The sequence below is a fragment of the Sphingomonas sp. NCPPB 2930 genome, assembly GCF_042867205.1.
Taxonomy (GTDB): Bacteria; Pseudomonadota; Alphaproteobacteria; order Sphingomonadales; family Sphingomonadaceae; genus Sphingomonas.
Genome location: NZ_JBHZQU010000003.1, coordinates 89520 through 104276, shown reverse-complemented (window position 1 = coordinate 104276; position 14757 = coordinate 89520). Strand labels below are relative to the sequence as shown.

Genomic DNA, 14757 nt, shown 5'->3' with positions numbered 1-14757 from the left:
TGATATTCATTAAGGTGATTCCTGCCGCCTTGGGGTAAACCCATGCTAGTGATCGGGATCAGCCCTCCGTTCCCGGCCGTGCGGGGCTTCGGTGGGTTTCGGCGGCGGGAGGGAGAAGGCTTCTGTTCGACGACGCGCCCGTGGTGATGTGCATCCCCGCCCGAAATGAAGAGGCAATGCTGCCCGCGCTGTTCGCCGCGCTTGCCGCGCTGCGCGTCGATGGGGGGAAGCTGGAGGCATGCCTGTATCTGGACGACTGCCGGGATGGCAGCATCGCGCTGGTCGATCGTCTCGGCCCGACCCTGCCGTTTCGGCTGCATGTCGCCAGGGGCGGGCGCGATGCTGTGCCCAATGCCGGGGCCGCCCGGCGCGCGGCGCTGGCGATGGGGCTGTCCGTCCTGGCGGGGCGCGAGGGCCTGCTCTTCACAACGGATGCCGACAGCACGCCGCAGCACGACTGGATCGCGGCGGGTCGTCGGGGGCTGAGCCAGGCGGAGGTCGTCGCCGGGCGGATCCAGCGGGTCGATGCCGCATCCGATCCGCAGCAAAGCCGCATCGAGCATTATTATGACCGATTGCACCGATATCGCCGGGCCATCGACCCGGTGCCGTGGGAGGCGCGGGACACGCATCACTTCGGCGGCGGGGCCAATATCGCGATACGCGCCTCCGCCTATCGCGCGCTGGGCGGGTTCCTGCCGATCCCGTCGGGGGAGGACGCCCGCCTGCTCGACGATGCCGCGCGCGCCGGGCTGCGCGTCCGTCGGGATGCGGCGATGATCGTGGAGACCTCGTCCCGCCGACAGGGGCGTATCGGCGGCGGGCTCGCGGGCCAATTGCTGGCGCTGGATCAGGGCGAGCCGCCGCGCATGGCCGATCCACGCGGTGCGGCCTGGCAATGGCGCGCGCAGGCGGCCGCGCGGCAGAGCTTCGCCATGATCGACCGGGTCGACCGGCGTATCGCGCTCGGCGAGCGGCTGGGCCTTTCGGCGGACCATGTTCTGGGCGTCGCGCGCGATTGCCCCAATGCGGAGGCGTTCGCGATGCGGATCGTCCCGGCACCGGCCGTTCATTCCGGCCAGGTGTCGCTGCCGGATGCCGAAGACCTTCTGACCGAACTGGAGAGCCGATGGTGCGAGATCGCGGCATGACCGCCATGGCCGACGAACTGCGAAGCGCGATTGCCGTCATGGGCTGGGCCGAGCATCCCCCCGGCGATCCCCGGATTGTCGAGGACCATGTCGCGCTGCTGGCCCGGCTGTATGACATCGGCCGGCGCGATCTGCCGCTCGGGCGGTTGGTCGAGGGGCATGTCGATGCGGTGCAGATCGTGCGCCGATACGGATCGGCGGCGCAGGTGGAACGGCTGAGCGGGATGCTGGCGCATGGGGCGACATTGGGCGTCTGGAACGCCGGACTGGCGGGCGAGCCCCTGCGGCTGGACGGCGAGCGGTTGACCGGGGGCAAGAGCCATGCCTCGGGCGCCGGGGTGCTGAGCCACGCGCTGGTCACGGCGGACACGATCGAGGGGGTGCAACTGCTGCTGCTCGATCTGGCGAGGGTCGCGCCGGTGATCGATCGCGACTGGTGGCGGGTGACGGGCATGCAGCGGTCCGAAACGCATCTGGTCCGCTGGCGGGACGGCGTCATCGCGCAGGACGACCGGATCGGCGCGCCGAACCTCTATGCGCGCGAGCCTTTTTTCAGCGGCGGGGCGCTGCGGTTCGTGGCGGTCCATGCCGGGGGCGTGGCCGGGCTGTGCGACCTGACCCGCCGCCATCTGGTCGAGGCGGGACGCGCCGACGACCCGTTCCAGTCGGCGCGGCTCGCGCGGTTGTTCGCGCTGGCGGAACTGGCGGCGGCCATCGTGCGGCGCACGGCGCGATGCTGGTTCGGGGAGGAGGTCGAAGAGGCGCGGCTGGCGCGGGTCGCGGCTGCGCGCATGGCGGTGGCCGACGCGGCCGAGCAGGCGATCGTGATCGCTCGGGAGGCGGTGGGGCTGGCGGGGCAGTTCCTCACCCATCCGCTCTCCGCGATGCTGGCCGATCTGGCGGTCTATCTGCGCCAGCCCATGCCCGACGCGCAACGCCTCCGGGTCGGGCAGGCGGTGGCGCAGGGCTTGCTGGAGCTGTCGCTATGAGGCTGGACCTCAACGGCGTCCGCCGGGCGGTCATCGTCGCGCCGCATCCCGATGACGAGATCATCGGGGCGGCGGGGCTGATCCAGGCGCTGCGGAGGCGGGGGAGCGGGGTTTGGGTCATCGTGGTCAGCGACGGCGCCGCCTCGCATCCTGGCAGCCGGACATGGCCCGCCGCGCGTCTGATCGCCGCGCGCGAGCGGGAAAGCCGCCATGCGCTGCGCCGTCTGGGCGTCCGGAGCGACCGGGTGACGTTCCTCGGGCTACCCGATGGCGGGCTGATGGCGGAGGGCGATCCTTGTCGCGAGCGGCTGCACCGGGCGCTCCGGAAGCATCGGGGCTTGGACCTGCTGGTCGGGCCCGCCGCCACGGATGCCCATCCCGATCACCGGGCGGTCGCGACCGCGCTTGGCCATTTTCGCTTCGGCAGGCGGCGTCTGACCTATCAGGTCTGGCCGCCGCAAAGGCGGATGGCGGCGCGGAGCCGGACCGTCTCGATCCCCGGCGGCGCGGCGGCGAAGCGCGCGCTGATCCGGGTGCATCGGACCCAGCTAGGCGCGATCACCGACGATCCTCGGGGCTTTTCGATCGCACGCCATGAACTCACGGCCTTTTCCCACCCGGTCGAGCGTTTCCTTCCGGTGAGGCGATGAAGGCGATCGACCTCAATGGCTTCGCCGAGAAGTTCGCGGCGGACGACGATCCCTGGCGGACCTTCTCCAACCGGGACGAGGCGGTGAAGCGCCGGGCGATCCTGCATGCGCTGGGCCAGGGGCCATCGGGCAGGGTCCTGGAACTGGGCAGCGGCAATGGATCGAACAGCCGCGCCATCGCGCGCCGCGCGCTTCGGCTCGACGCGACCGAGGGGACGGTCGAGGGCACCCGCCTGACGGCGCTGGCGATCGCTGCCTCGCCGCGAGCACGGGCGATATCGCTGGTCTTGCCCGCGCGGTTTCCGCGACGGGACTATGATGCGATCGTCATCGCCGAGCTACTCTATTATCTTTCGCCCATCGCGATGCGGCATGTCGCGCGTGGCGTCGCGGCGGCCTTGCGCCCCGGCGGGCGGCTGGTCCTGGCGCATCATCGCATCGACTATTACGACTTCGCGCAGCACGCCGCCGATATCCAGGAACGCTTCCTGCTGATGACCGGCATGACCTGGCAGGTCGAGACCATGCGCCGCCGGGCGCGCTGGCATGTCCTCGTCGCGCGGCGGGGCGACGCAGGGCACCGGACGGGTCTTTCCTTCCGCCATCGATAATCATTTGCTTACGGGCCGTAAGCGCCTAGACGACGCCATCCCCGGGGAACCGCTGATGCGCGGTCGAGAGATGGGCAGCAGCCCATGACCCGCCGAACCTGATCCGGCTGATACCGGCGTAGGGAGGGTGGCGGTTCCTTCGTCGTCCTTCCGTGTGAAGTGGACGAGAGACGATGGCTGTTCAGATTTCGCGCGATCGCAAGACGATCCGATATGGTGCCCTGCTGCTGTCCGCCGCGTGGCTGGCGCTGCCCGGCGCGGCCTCGGCGCAGCGGGCGGCCGACGCGCCTGCCGATATTCGCGTGATCGGCCACCGCGATCCCGAGGGGCTGCTGCCCGACCAGACCGAACCCAAGGCGGTCAGCGAGATCTCCTCGGACTTCATCGTCAAGCAGGCCCCGACGCTGAACGCCTTCCAGCTGGTGAGCCTGCTGCCCGGCGCCAATGTCGCATCCAGCGATCCCTATGGCCTGTCGACCAGTTCGAGCCTGACGCTGCGCGGTCTGGGGCAGGATGAGATCGGCGTGCTGATGGAGGGCGCGCCGCAGAACGACATCGGCTATTATTACGCCTATCCGTCGCAATTCGCCGATGCGGAGAATGTGCGTGCGATCCGGCTGGCCCAGGGGGCGGTCGATCTCGCCTCGCCGACCGTCGGCGGCGCGGGCGGTCTGTTGTCGCTGTCACTCGACGATCCCAAGGCGGCGCGCGGAATGCTCGCCGATCTGTCGCTGGGGTCGTACAACATGCACCGGGCCTTTGTCCGGGTCGATACGGGGACGATCGGAAATACCGGGCTGAAGGCGTTCCTGTCCTATTCCAACACCCGCGCGGACAATTGGCGGGGCGCGGGCTATGACCTGCGCCAGCATGTCGATGCCAAGCTGCTGGGCGAATGGGGAAACGGGAACCGTGCCAGCCTCGCCCTATCGTACAATGACGCCAATTCCTCCAGCTATGCCAGCCCCACCCTGGCCGATTGGCGCGCGCGGGGACGCGGTTTCAACTATGACGCGCAATATACGCCGGGGAATACCAATTATTGGGAACTGTACCGCGCGCCCTTCCGCAACCTCTATGCCTCGGCCCCCGTGCATCTGGTCCTGGGCGACCGGCTGACGCTGGACGCCACGACCTATCTCCAGTTCGGCTATGGCAATTCGCCCTATGGCACCCAGCTTGCGACCACCGGCAATTACCTGGGGAGCGAACAACTGGCGCAGCCGATCGCGCTGCCCGGCGCGGTGAATGGGGTCGCGACGGTGCTGGGCAATTATACGGGCGATCAGATGCGGACCGGCCAGGTCGCCAGCCTGACGCTGCGCGCGGGCATCCACCGGCTGACCGCGGGCCTGTGGTTCGACTATGGCACCGACCGCGTCACCCAGACCTATACCGCCGTCGGCACCGACGGACGCCCGACCGACCGCTGGGGCTATCGCAGCAAGGCGATCCGCACCGCCGATGGGCGCCTGCTCGCCTATGAGAACCAGCGCACCGTGACCGTAACGAAGAGCGTCTTCGTGGCCGACAGCATCGCGCTGAGCCCCAGGCTGACGGTCGATATCGGCTTCAAGGGCGTCAACCTGCTCCGCAACGGCCGCAATTACCTGCCCGGACCGCAGACGCGCGTGCGCAGCGACAGCTTCGCCGCCCTGCCGCGCGCCGCCGTCCATTATGATCTCGACGATCGCCAGCAGGCCTTTGCCAACGTCACGACCAATTTCCGGACGCCCAACGAATTCACGCTGTACGACAGCTATGACGGCGGCGTGGTCTCGACGCGCGGCACGGACGCGTTGAAGAACGAATATTCGGTGTCGCAGGAGCTCGGCTATCGCTATATCGGGCCCAGCCTTTCCGCCTCGGTGACCGGCTTCCACTACAAGTTCCGCAACCGCCAGCTGGCGACCGTGGTCGACAATGGTGGGGCGCTGGTCAATTCGACGCTGAACGCGGGCGGACAGACCTCCTATGGCGTCGATGCCGAGATCGATTACCGGCCCGCGAGGGGCGTCAGCGTCTATGTTTCGGGCGAATATCTGCGCGCGCGGATCGATGACGATCTGCCGGTCGGCGGAGACTATCTGCCGACGCGGGGCAAGCGGGCGGTATCCAGCCCGACGCTCCAGTTCGGCGCCGGTGGCACCTATGACGATGGGCATCTGTTCGGCAGCATCGCGGGCAAATATGTCGGTCGCCAATATGCGACGTTCATGAACGACGAGAGCATCCGGGGATATGCCACGCTCGACCTGGCGATCGGCGTCCATCTGGCCGATTGGCTTGACGGCAAGCGGACCGACCTGCGGGTCAATGCGATCAACGTCACCGATCCGCATGTGCTGGCGGGGGTTCAGTCCGTCACGACCAACGCGCGCGATGTCGTCGGGCGCGGCGGCACGATCATCAAGGGCAATGCGCCGTCCTATTATATCGGCGGCGGATCGGCGGTCGTCGCGACGATTTCGCGCGGGTTCTGATCGTGACCATAGCGGACGAGGCGGGCGCCGGTCACCGCGTCCATGGCATGGGGCTGGCGATGGAGGCACCCACCTGGCCCGCGATCACGCCCGAGGAAGCGGCGGCCGTGCTGGCGCATTATCCGCAGGCCGCCCGGATCGAGGCGCTTCGCTGGCACTCGCCGCGTCCCTTTTCCGCCGCGACGCTGATCGACACGACGGAGGGCATGCTGCTCGTCAAGCGGCATGATCGCCGGGTGCGGACGGCCGCCGGACTGGTGGAGGAGCATCGCTTCATCGCGCATCTCGCTGCTGCGGGCGCGCCGGTGCCTGAGATATGGCGCACGGGGCAGGGGGAAAGCGCGGTCGCGCTGGGCGAGGCGACCTATGAGGTCCATCGCCAGGCGCCGGGCGAGGATCTGTATCGCGACCGGCTGTCCTGGACGCCGTTCCGGTCGCTCGCGCACGCCCATGCCGCCGGGGTTTCGCTGGCGCGGCTGCACCGCGCGTCGCTCGGCTATGATGCGCCGCCGCGTGCTGTCCAGCCCCTGGTCGCCAGCTTCGGCATCCTGTCGGCGACCGATCCGATGGCGGCGGCCGAAGCCTATGTCGCCGCGCGTCCGGCCCTGGCCGCGTTTCTCGCTGGGCATGCCTGGCGCCGCCGCCTGTCGTCGCTGTTCGCCGCGTGGGGCGAGGGGCTGGCCCGGCATATCGCAGGCCAGCCGCCCCTGTGGACCCATAATGACTGGCATCCCTCCAACCTGTTATGGGCGGCGGACGATACGGTCCGGACCGTGTTCGACTTTGGGCTGGCCGATCGCAGCTGTGCCGCGCACGATCTGGCGATCGCGATCGAACGCACCGCCTTTGCGTGGCTGGAACTGGGGGAGGGGCACGATGACGCGATCGCCGACCCCGCATCGGCACTGGCGCTGATCGCGGGCTATGAGGCGATGTCCCCCATCGACCCCGCCATGATGGAAAGCATCATCGCAATGTTGCCGCTGGTCCATGTCGAGTTCGCCCTGTCGGAGATCGATTATTTCGCCGGGGTCGTGGGCGACCAAGACGCCGCCATGCTGGCCTGGGAGGGGTATCTGCTGGGTCATGCCGACTGGTTCGGATCGGCGGCGGGGCGCAATTTCCTTGCAGAGCTTCGGGCGGGGCGGAAATTGTGATGTCGACGCTCGAGATGGCGGCGGTGGTCATCAGTTTCCTGGCGATCTGGCTGACCGCGCGGCGAAGCCTGTTCTGCTGGCCGCTCAACCTCCTTGCCTGCGTGCTGTATTTCAAGCTGTTCCTCGACGTGCGGCTCTATGCCGACATGGCGTTGCAGGCGGTGTTCGGGGTGGGCATCCTTTATGGCTGGATCGTCTGGAGCCGCGAGCGCCGCGATACCGGCGCGGTCGTGGTGATGCCTCTGTCGCGCCCCAAGGCGCTGGCTGGGCTGGCACTGGGCGCGTTCGGCGCAGTGGCGATCGGCTGGTTCACCAGCCGGCATACCGATGCGGCGCTGCCCTGGATGGACGCGACGCTCAGCGCGTTCAGCCTGGTCGCCCAATATTGGACGGCGCGGCGTCACCGGGAGAATTGGCTGCTCTGGATCGTGGTCGATGTCGCCTATGTGGGCATGTTTCTCTACAAGGGATTACTGCCCACCGCTGGCCTTTATGCCGTGATGATCGGGCTGGCGGTGATCGGCTACCGGGATTGGCGGCGGCCCTCGGCGGCCTCGGAAGGGGAGCGTCCCACCCTGCCGCCGACCGCCTGATGAAGAAAAAAAGCGCAGCAGTCAGATTTCGATTGAGCGGGGCCGATATTTGAGCGTTAGGTTCTCCTATGCGGCATGGAAGTGGATGTGGTCGATGGTTCAACGCTGGCGGTACCATGCGGGGGACGCCTATGCTCCCTTCCACGCTCCGGTCGCGCCCGCGATCCGACACCAGCCGCCCCGCCGTTAACACCGACGAACCGACCGCCGCATGACGGGCCCCAAGGTCGCGCCGCCCTGGAGCGAGGAAGCCCGTGTCGCGGCGCTGCACCGCTATGCGATATTGGATACGGCGCGCGAGGTGGAGTTTGACGATATCGTCCGGCTCGCCGCCGATATCTTCGATGCGCCGATCGCGGTCGTCAATCTGATCGCGGCGGATCGCCAGTGGTTCAAGGCGGAGGTCGGCATTGGCGCCGACGAACTCCCGCTCGAAGTGTCGCTCTGCGCCCATGCGATCCTGCAACCGGGCATCTTCGTCGTGCCGGATACCATGACGGACGAACGGTTCGCCTGCAACCCGCTGGTGGTGGGAAGGCCGGGCCTGCGTTTCTATGCCGGGGCCCTGCTGGAAACCCCGGACGGGCTGCCGATCGGCACGGTGTGCGTGCTCGATACCAAACCCAGGCCAGAGGGCATCACCGAGCGTCAGCGCCTTACGCTTGAGGTGCTCGCGCGGCAGGTCATGACCCAGCTGGAGCTGCGCCGCGAGATCACGCTTCGCGACGAGCGGGCGGAGCGGCTGGAGGCCGAGATCCTCAGGCGGCGCGCGGCCGACCATGCGCACCGCGAGAGCGAGCGGCGGCTGAACGCGGTGCTCGACAATACGCGCATGGCGGTGTTCCTGATGGATGACCATCAGCAGTGCGTCTATGCCAATGCGGCGGCCGAGGGCCTGACCGGCTATGCGCTCGCCGAGATGCAGGGGCGGCCGCTCCACGACGTCGTCCATCACACCCATCCCGACGGATCGCATTATCCGCTGGAGGAGTGTCCGATCGACCGGGCCTTTCCGGAACGCGCGCAGATGAGCGGCGAGGAAGTGTTCGTCCGCCCGGACGGCAGCTTCTATCCGGTGGCCTTCACCGCCAGCCCGCTGCTCGACGATGACGGCCAGCCCATCGGCACGGTGATCGAGGCACGCGACATCACCGCCGAGCGCGCAAGGGATGCCACGCTGCGCGAGTCGGAGGAGCGGTTCCGCAACATGGCGGATCATGCCCCGGTGATGATGTGGGTGACCGACCTGGAAGGACGCTGCACCTATCTGAACCGTGCATGGTATGCCTTCACCGGACAGGACGACCGGGTGGCCGAAGATTTCGGCTGGCTGGACGCGGTGCATCCGGACGATCGGGACTGGTCCACCAACGTCTTCCTGGCCGCCAATGCCAGGCAGGAAGCGTTCCGCCTCGAATACCGCCTGCGTCATCGTGACGGGACCTATCGCTGGGCGATCGACGCTGCATCGCCGCGCTTCGGCACCGATGGTCTGTTCCTGGGCTATATCGGCTCGGTCATCGACATCCATGAGCGTCGCGAGGCTGAGAATGCGCTGCGGATCAGCGAGGAACGCTATCGGACGCTGTTCGAGGCAATCGATGCGGGCTTCTGCATCGTCGAGGTCGATTTCGACGGCGATCGCGCGTTGGACTATTGCTTTGTCGAGGCCAACCCGGCGTTTGAGCGACAGACGGGGCTGATCGACGCGGTCGGTCGCACCGCTCGCGAGCTGGTGCCGGGCCTCGAACAATTCTGGTTCGACCGCTATGGCCATGTCGCGCGGACCGGCGAGGCGATCCGTTTCGAGAACGGCTCCGACGTGATGGGCCGGTGGTTCGACGTCTATGCCCTGCGGGTCGGGACACCCGAGGCGCGTCGCGTCGCCATCCTGTTCAACGACATCAGCGCCCGTCGTCGTGCCGAACTTCAGCTGCGCGAAATGAACGACACGCTGGAGCGTCGGGTGGAAGAGGCCGTCGCGGAGCGCAAGCTCTGGGCCGATGTCATCGAGAATACCGACGCACTGATCGCCGTGGTGTCGCCGGACTTCCGCTTCCTGGCGTTGAACTCGGCCTATGTGGTCGAGTTCGAGCGCATCTATGGCGTCTGCCCGCATGTGGGCGACGCGCTCCCCGACCTGATGGAGCGTGTTCCGGCGCATCGCGAGGCGGTGCTCGGCATCTGGCAGCGCGCGCTGGACGGCGAGGAGTTCATGGTTGTCGAGGCATTCGGCGATCCCGACCGGACGCGGCCATATTATGAATTGCGCTTCAACGCCTTGCACGACCGCGACGGCGCTTTCATCGGTGCGTTCCAATATGCGGTGGATGTCTCCGCCCGGCTGCGCGATCAGGCGCGTCTGGCCCAGGCCGAGGAACAGCTCCGTCAGGCGCAGAAGATGGAGGCGGTCGGCCAGCTGACCGGCGGCATCGCGCATGACTTCAACAACCTGCTGGCCGGGATCAGCGGCAGCCTGGAGGTGATCGAGCGCAGGCTTTCGGCGGGGCGGACCGACGGGATCGACCGGTTCATCAACGGCGCCCAGACCTCGGCACAACGGGCGGCGGCGCTGACCCAGCGGCTCCTGGCCTTTTCGCGCCGGCAGACGCTCGACCCCAAGCCGATCGACGTCAACCGGCTGGTCTTCGGCATGGAGGACCTGATCCGCCGCACGGTCGGCCCGTCGATCAAGGTCGAAGTGGTCGGCGCCGGCGGGCTATGGGTCGCGAAGGTCGATGCCGCGCAGCTGGAAAGCGCACTGCTCAATCTGGCGATCAATGCGCGCGATGCGATGCCCGGCGGCGGGCGGCTGACGATCGAGACGGCCAACAAGTGGCTGGACGATCGCGGCGCGCGCGAACGCGACCTGGCGCCGGGGCAATATCTGTCGATCTGCGTCACCGACAGCGGCACCGGCATCCCCAAGGACATTGTCGACCGCATCTTCGATCCGTTCTTCACCACCAAGCCGATCGGGCAGGGGACGGGTCTGGGCCTGTCGATGATCCATGGCTTCGTGCGCCAGTCGGGCGGGCAGGTCCGGGTCTATACCGAGGAAGGGCATGGGACGACCATGTGCCTCTACCTCCCGCGCTTCATGGGCGAGGTCGGTCAGGAGGACGGGCCCGACGAAGCGATCCCGGACGACGGTGCCGGGCGGACGGTGCTGGTGATCGATGACGAAGAGACGGTCAGGATGCTGATCGTCGAGGTTCTGAAGGACGCGGGCTATACCGCGATCGAGGCGGACGACGGGCCGTCCGGCTTGCGCATCCTCCAGTCGGATATCGACATCGATCTGTTGATTACCGATGTCGGCCTGCCCGGCGGGATGAACGGCCGCCAGGTGGCTGATGCGGCCCGCGAAGGGCGCCCGGACCTCAAAATCCTGTTCGTGACGGGCTTTGCGGAAAATGCCGCAGTCGGGAACGGCCATCTGGCGCCCGGCATGGAGGTGGTCACCAAGCCGTTCGTGATGACCGAGCTGGGGAACAAGATCGCGGAGATGCTCGAACCGCGATAGGCGTATGCGCCGTGATCGGACAGGCCGCGACCGATATGGACGTCCTGTGCAACGCTCTGACGAACAATGGATAATCCCATTGGTGATCTCGCGCGGGAAGGCTTTGTCGTCGGGTCGATGGCAGTTCGGCATGTCGATCACAGGCCTATCCCGATACCGTGACAGGTTCGGAAACATTGCATGTATCGTTAATCAGATATTTCTATGGTGCTTCCCGTCGAGTCCCATGATTTCAACTTGTTGCATTCCGTAACTACAGGTCCATCATTTTTAACGAGCCGGTAACTTTGCGTGCCGTAAGCGCTCCCGCACCGCAGTGCCAGATCATGGCGAGTATCAAACTGGCGACAAAAGTCGCCGCTGCGTGAACAGGGAAGGGCTTGGTGACTTTGATGAATTCCGCATTGTGTACCCTGCGGTTTGGGATTTCGACGGTGGCTCTGCTGACCGCGATCGCTGCTCCGGCTTATGCGCAGGAAGCGGTGGCGCCACAGGCGACCGATACCGCCGAGCAGGCCGAAGCGCCGCAGACCCCGGTCGCACAGGATGCGAATATCCAGCAGCGCCCCGCCGCGCCCGTGGCAAAGCGCGAGGCACCGCAGAGCGGCACGGTCGTCGTCACCGGCACGCTGTTCCGCGATTCCAACGCCAGCTCGATCTCGCCGGTCACCGTCCTGACTTCCGCGACGCTCCAGCGCGCGAACATCACTACCGCCCAGGACGCAATCCGCTCGGTCTCGGCGGACAGCGCGGGTTCGATCTCGACCGGCTTCCGCAACGGCTTCTCGGCGGGCGGCGCGGCCGTGTCGCTGCGCGGTCTGGGCGTCTCGTCGACCGTGGTGCTGATCGACGGCCTCCGCTCGGCGAACTTCCCGCTCAACGACGACGGCCATAACGCGTATGTCGACCTGAACTCGATCCCGTTCAGCACCATCGACCGCATCGAAGTGCTGAAGGACGGCGCCTCCTCGACCTATGGCGCGGACGCGATCGGCGGCGTGGTCAACCTGATCAGCAAGAAGAATGTCCAGGGCATTCAGGGCTCGGTCCAGGGCGGCACCACCGAAAAGGCCGATGGCTCGCACTATCGCGCGACGCTGACCGCCGGGTTCGGCGACTATCGCGAACAGGGCTTCAACTTCTATGTGAACGGCGAATATACCTATGACGGGTATATTACCAATCATTCGCGCGGTTACCCGTTCAACACACTCGATCTGACCCCCAGCGGCCTGCTGGACCGTAACCGCAACGATGACTCGCTGGTCCAGCCCAATCCGCAGGCGGTCGTGACCCGCGTTCGGCAGACCGATCTCAACAATCCGCTCGCCGGTCAGGTCGGCGCACCGCTGACCAACCAGTACCAGCTGCTGATCAATCCCAGCGCCTGCCCCTTCGGCAGCTTCACGGTCTCGTCCGGTTCGGCGCAGGGCACCGGTTGCAAGCACAACCTGCCCGACGAATATTCGATCATCCAGCCGCGCCAGGAGCGTTACTCGACTACGGCCCGCCTGAACGTCCGCCTGGCCGAAGGTTGGGAAGCATTCGCCAGCGGCAGCTATTCGCATTCCGAAGTCGATATTCGCGGCACCCCGTCGGGCATCCGCCAGACCCAGCCCTTCGGCGGTTCGGCGGCGCTGGCCTCCAGCAGCCCCGGTATCGTCCTGCCAATGTATGTCTGCTCGGCGGGCGTGAACTGCGCCACGGCGGCCGATCGCCGTCTGAACCCGAACAACCCCTATGCGGTTGCCGGTGCCGATCCCACGCAGAGCGCGGCGCGCATCTATTATCTGTTCGGCGACATCCCCGCCAACAGCCATCGCTATGTCGACGTGTTCCGCGCGACCGGCGGTATCTCGGGCGATCTGGGCGGCGGGTTCAAGTTCCGTCTGAACGGCGTCTATGCGCGTGACAATTTCAGCGTGACGCAGCGCGGCTTCATCAACATCCAGGGTCTGCTGAACGCGATCAACACGGGGTCGTACAACTTCGTCAATCCGGAGCAGAACACGGCGGCGGTGCGCAACCAAATTTCGCCCGACCGTACCACGCCGTCCTATTCGACGGTCGCGACGATCGGCGGTTCGCTGCTCAAGTCGCTGATGGAACTGCCGGGCGGCGAACTCAATGTCGGCGCGGGTTTCCAGATCCGTCGCGAGACGCTGATGAACCGCAACCAGAATGCGGACCTCAGCTATTATTCGCTGAACACCTCGTCGGCACAGGGCCGTCAGACCGTGACCGCCGGGTTCTTCGAGATCGATGCGCCGTTCCTGCGGAACTTCGACCTGAACGTCTCGGGCCGTTACGACCATTATTCGCAGGGCTATAGCCACTTCTCGCCGAAGGTGGGCGCCAAGTTCACTCCGGTCGAGCAGTTCTCGCTGCGTGCGACCTATTCGCAGGGCTTCCGCGCACCGACCTTCGCGGAAAACAACCCGGCCAGCAGCTATTCGGGCTTCTCGTCCTTTACGCCGCCCGCCAGCTTCATCGCCGCGCATCCGGGCAACAGTGCCTATACGAGCACCTACAGCATCGGCAGCGGCTCGACCGGCAATGCCAATATCCTGCCCGAAGTGTCGCGCAGCTTCACCGTCGGCACGATCTTCAAGCCGGTGAACTGGTTCAACCTGACCGTCGACTATTACAACATCAAGAAGTCGAACCTGATCGTCAGCGGACCGCTCCGCGCCCAGGCGATCGCGGCCTATTACGGACAGACCAACGCGACCGCCGGTTGCGCCGCGCTGGCGGCGGTCGGTCCGGGCTATCAGTGCAACGTCATCGATGCGCCGGATCCCAACAACCCGAACGCGCTGCCCCGTCTGCTGGTGTTCAACGTGCCTTACGTCAACGCCAACTATCAGGTCAGCTCGGGCATCGACGTGCAGGCCAATGCCGCTTTCGAGCTGGCCAATGGCGCGCGCCTGATCAGCCGCCTCGACGTCACCCGCGTGCTTCGCCTCGACCTGGTGACCCCGGCGGGCGTGGTGCAGAAATATGCCGGTACGCTTGGGCCTTACCAGCTCTCGTCGGGTGGCGGTACGCCGCGCATCCGTGGCAACTGGCAGAACTCGCTGGAGGTGAACAACTTCTCGATCACCGCGACGACCTATTATGTGGGTCGGATCAAGCAGGTCGCGGCCGATCAGATCACCCCGGTCAACGGCGTGATCGACCTGTCGTGCAAGAACACGATGGCACCCATCGTGCAGGGCAGCGACGTGAACAACCAGTGCTATATCCGCCCGTTCATCTACACCGACCTGAACCTGGGCGTGCGGGTGAACGACCAGTTCCGCTTCTTCTTCAACATCCAGAACCTGACCAACGCCCGCGCTCCGCTGGCGGCGGCCGCCTATACCAGCAATCCGAACTATCTGAGCAGCTGGCATTATGCGGGCCTGGTCGGCCGCAACTTCAGCGCTGGCGCGAACTTCAACTTCTAAGCCAGTACGCCTGACCCTTGCGCACCGGACGGACCTCGTGTCCGCCCGGTGCGCTTTCGTTTTGGGGCCGGTTCGTCGGCGACGAAAGCGGGCCCGAACGTCCGCGCAAGAATGCGTGGACCAAAGTCGATCAGCGGGAGTTTGCGTT

Annotated in this window: 9 protein-coding genes and 1 riboswitch; all 9 genes read left to right on the top strand. The window is 66.4% G+C overall.

All coding sequences use genetic code 11. From position 1 onward, the window contains the following. Positions 1–146 precede the first annotated feature (146 nt). The 9 genes from ACFX59_RS05620 (at position 147) to ACFX59_RS05580 (ending at position 14609) form a co-directional block, all read left to right on the top strand. On the top strand, positions 147–1151 hold the full coding sequence (locus ACFX59_RS05620; RefSeq protein WP_387430765.1) for a glycosyltransferase: 1005 nt from the start codon (positions 147–149) through the stop codon (positions 1149–1151). Then, complete coding sequence (locus ACFX59_RS05615) at positions 1130–2140, top strand: acyl-CoA dehydrogenase (protein WP_387430444.1); 1011 nt, start codon at positions 1130–1132, stop codon at positions 2138–2140. Before ACFX59_RS05620 ends, ACFX59_RS05615 begins: the two co-directional genes overlap by 22 nt. Continuing rightward, the gene (locus ACFX59_RS05610; RefSeq protein WP_387430442.1) at positions 2137–2790 is read left to right on the top strand and encodes a PIG-L deacetylase family protein; all 654 of its coding nucleotides are present in this window, start codon (positions 2137–2139) and stop codon (positions 2788–2790) included. The genes ACFX59_RS05615 and ACFX59_RS05610 overlap by 4 nt, the downstream gene beginning before the upstream one ends. Further along, positions 2787–3401 (top strand): methyltransferase domain-containing protein, encoded by a 615-nt coding sequence (locus ACFX59_RS05605; RefSeq protein ID WP_387430440.1) that lies wholly within the window; start codon positions 2787–2789, stop codon positions 3399–3401. Before ACFX59_RS05610 ends, ACFX59_RS05605 begins: the two co-directional genes overlap by 4 nt. Before the next feature lie 32 nt (positions 3402–3433). Beyond that, positions 3434–3543: riboswitch (TPP riboswitch) on the top strand. A 31-nt stretch (positions 3544–3574) separates the two neighbouring features. Further along, complete coding sequence (locus ACFX59_RS05600) at positions 3575–5884, top strand: TonB-dependent receptor (protein WP_387430438.1); 2310 nt, start codon at positions 3575–3577, stop codon at positions 5882–5884. A gap of 47 nt (positions 5885–5931) precedes the next feature. Continuing rightward, the gene (locus tag ACFX59_RS05595) at positions 5932–7041 is read left to right on the top strand and encodes a phosphotransferase enzyme family protein (RefSeq protein WP_387430763.1); all 1110 of its coding nucleotides are present in this window, start codon (positions 5932–5934) and stop codon (positions 7039–7041) included. Next, positions 7041–7634 carry a nicotinamide riboside transporter PnuC gene (gene pnuC / locus ACFX59_RS05590; protein WP_387430436.1) on the top strand — a complete coding sequence of 198 codons (594 nt, stop codon included), beginning with the start codon at positions 7041–7043 and terminating at the stop codon, positions 7632–7634. The genes ACFX59_RS05595 and pnuC overlap by 1 nt, the downstream gene beginning before the upstream one ends. Before the next feature lie 211 nt (positions 7635–7845). Continuing rightward, positions 7846–11160, top strand: a complete 3315-nt coding sequence (locus ACFX59_RS05585; protein WP_387430434.1) for a PAS domain S-box protein — start codon at positions 7846–7848, stop codon at positions 11158–11160. 392 nt (positions 11161–11552) lie between these two features. Then, entirely contained in the window at positions 11553–14609 is a 3057-nt protein-coding gene (locus ACFX59_RS05580) for a TonB-dependent receptor domain-containing protein (protein WP_387430761.1), read from the top strand. Positions 14610–14757: the final 148 nt, after the last annotated feature.

What these genes read in the sequence shown, in the direction of transcription:
- ACFX59_RS05595 (WP_387430763.1), top strand. Translation starts at nt 5,932, where the DNA reads ATGGGGCTGGCGATGGAGGCACCCACCTGGCCCGCGATCACGCCCGAG.
- ACFX59_RS05610 (WP_387430442.1), top strand. Translation starts at nt 2,137, where the DNA reads ATGAGGCTGGACCTCAACGGCGTCCGCCGGGCGGTCATCGTCGCGCCG.
- ACFX59_RS05600 (WP_387430438.1), top strand. Translation starts at nt 3,575, where the DNA reads ATGGCTGTTCAGATTTCGCGCGATCGCAAGACGATCCGATATGGTGCC.
- ACFX59_RS05605 (WP_387430440.1), top strand. Translation starts at nt 2,787, where the DNA reads ATGAAGGCGATCGACCTCAATGGCTTCGCCGAGAAGTTCGCGGCGGAC.
- ACFX59_RS05615 (WP_387430444.1), top strand. Translation starts at nt 1,130, where the DNA reads ATGGTGCGAGATCGCGGCATGACCGCCATGGCCGACGAACTGCGAAGC.
- ACFX59_RS05620 (WP_387430765.1), top strand. Translation starts at nt 147, where the DNA reads ATGTGCATCCCCGCCCGAAATGAAGAGGCAATGCTGCCCGCGCTGTTC.
- pnuC (WP_387430436.1), top strand. Translation starts at nt 7,041, where the DNA reads ATGTCGACGCTCGAGATGGCGGCGGTGGTCATCAGTTTCCTGGCGATC.
- ACFX59_RS05585 (WP_387430434.1), top strand. Translation starts at nt 7,846, where the DNA reads ATGACGGGCCCCAAGGTCGCGCCGCCCTGGAGCGAGGAAGCCCGTGTC.
- ACFX59_RS05580 (WP_387430761.1), top strand. Translation starts at nt 11,553, where the DNA reads ATGAATTCCGCATTGTGTACCCTGCGGTTTGGGATTTCGACGGTGGCT.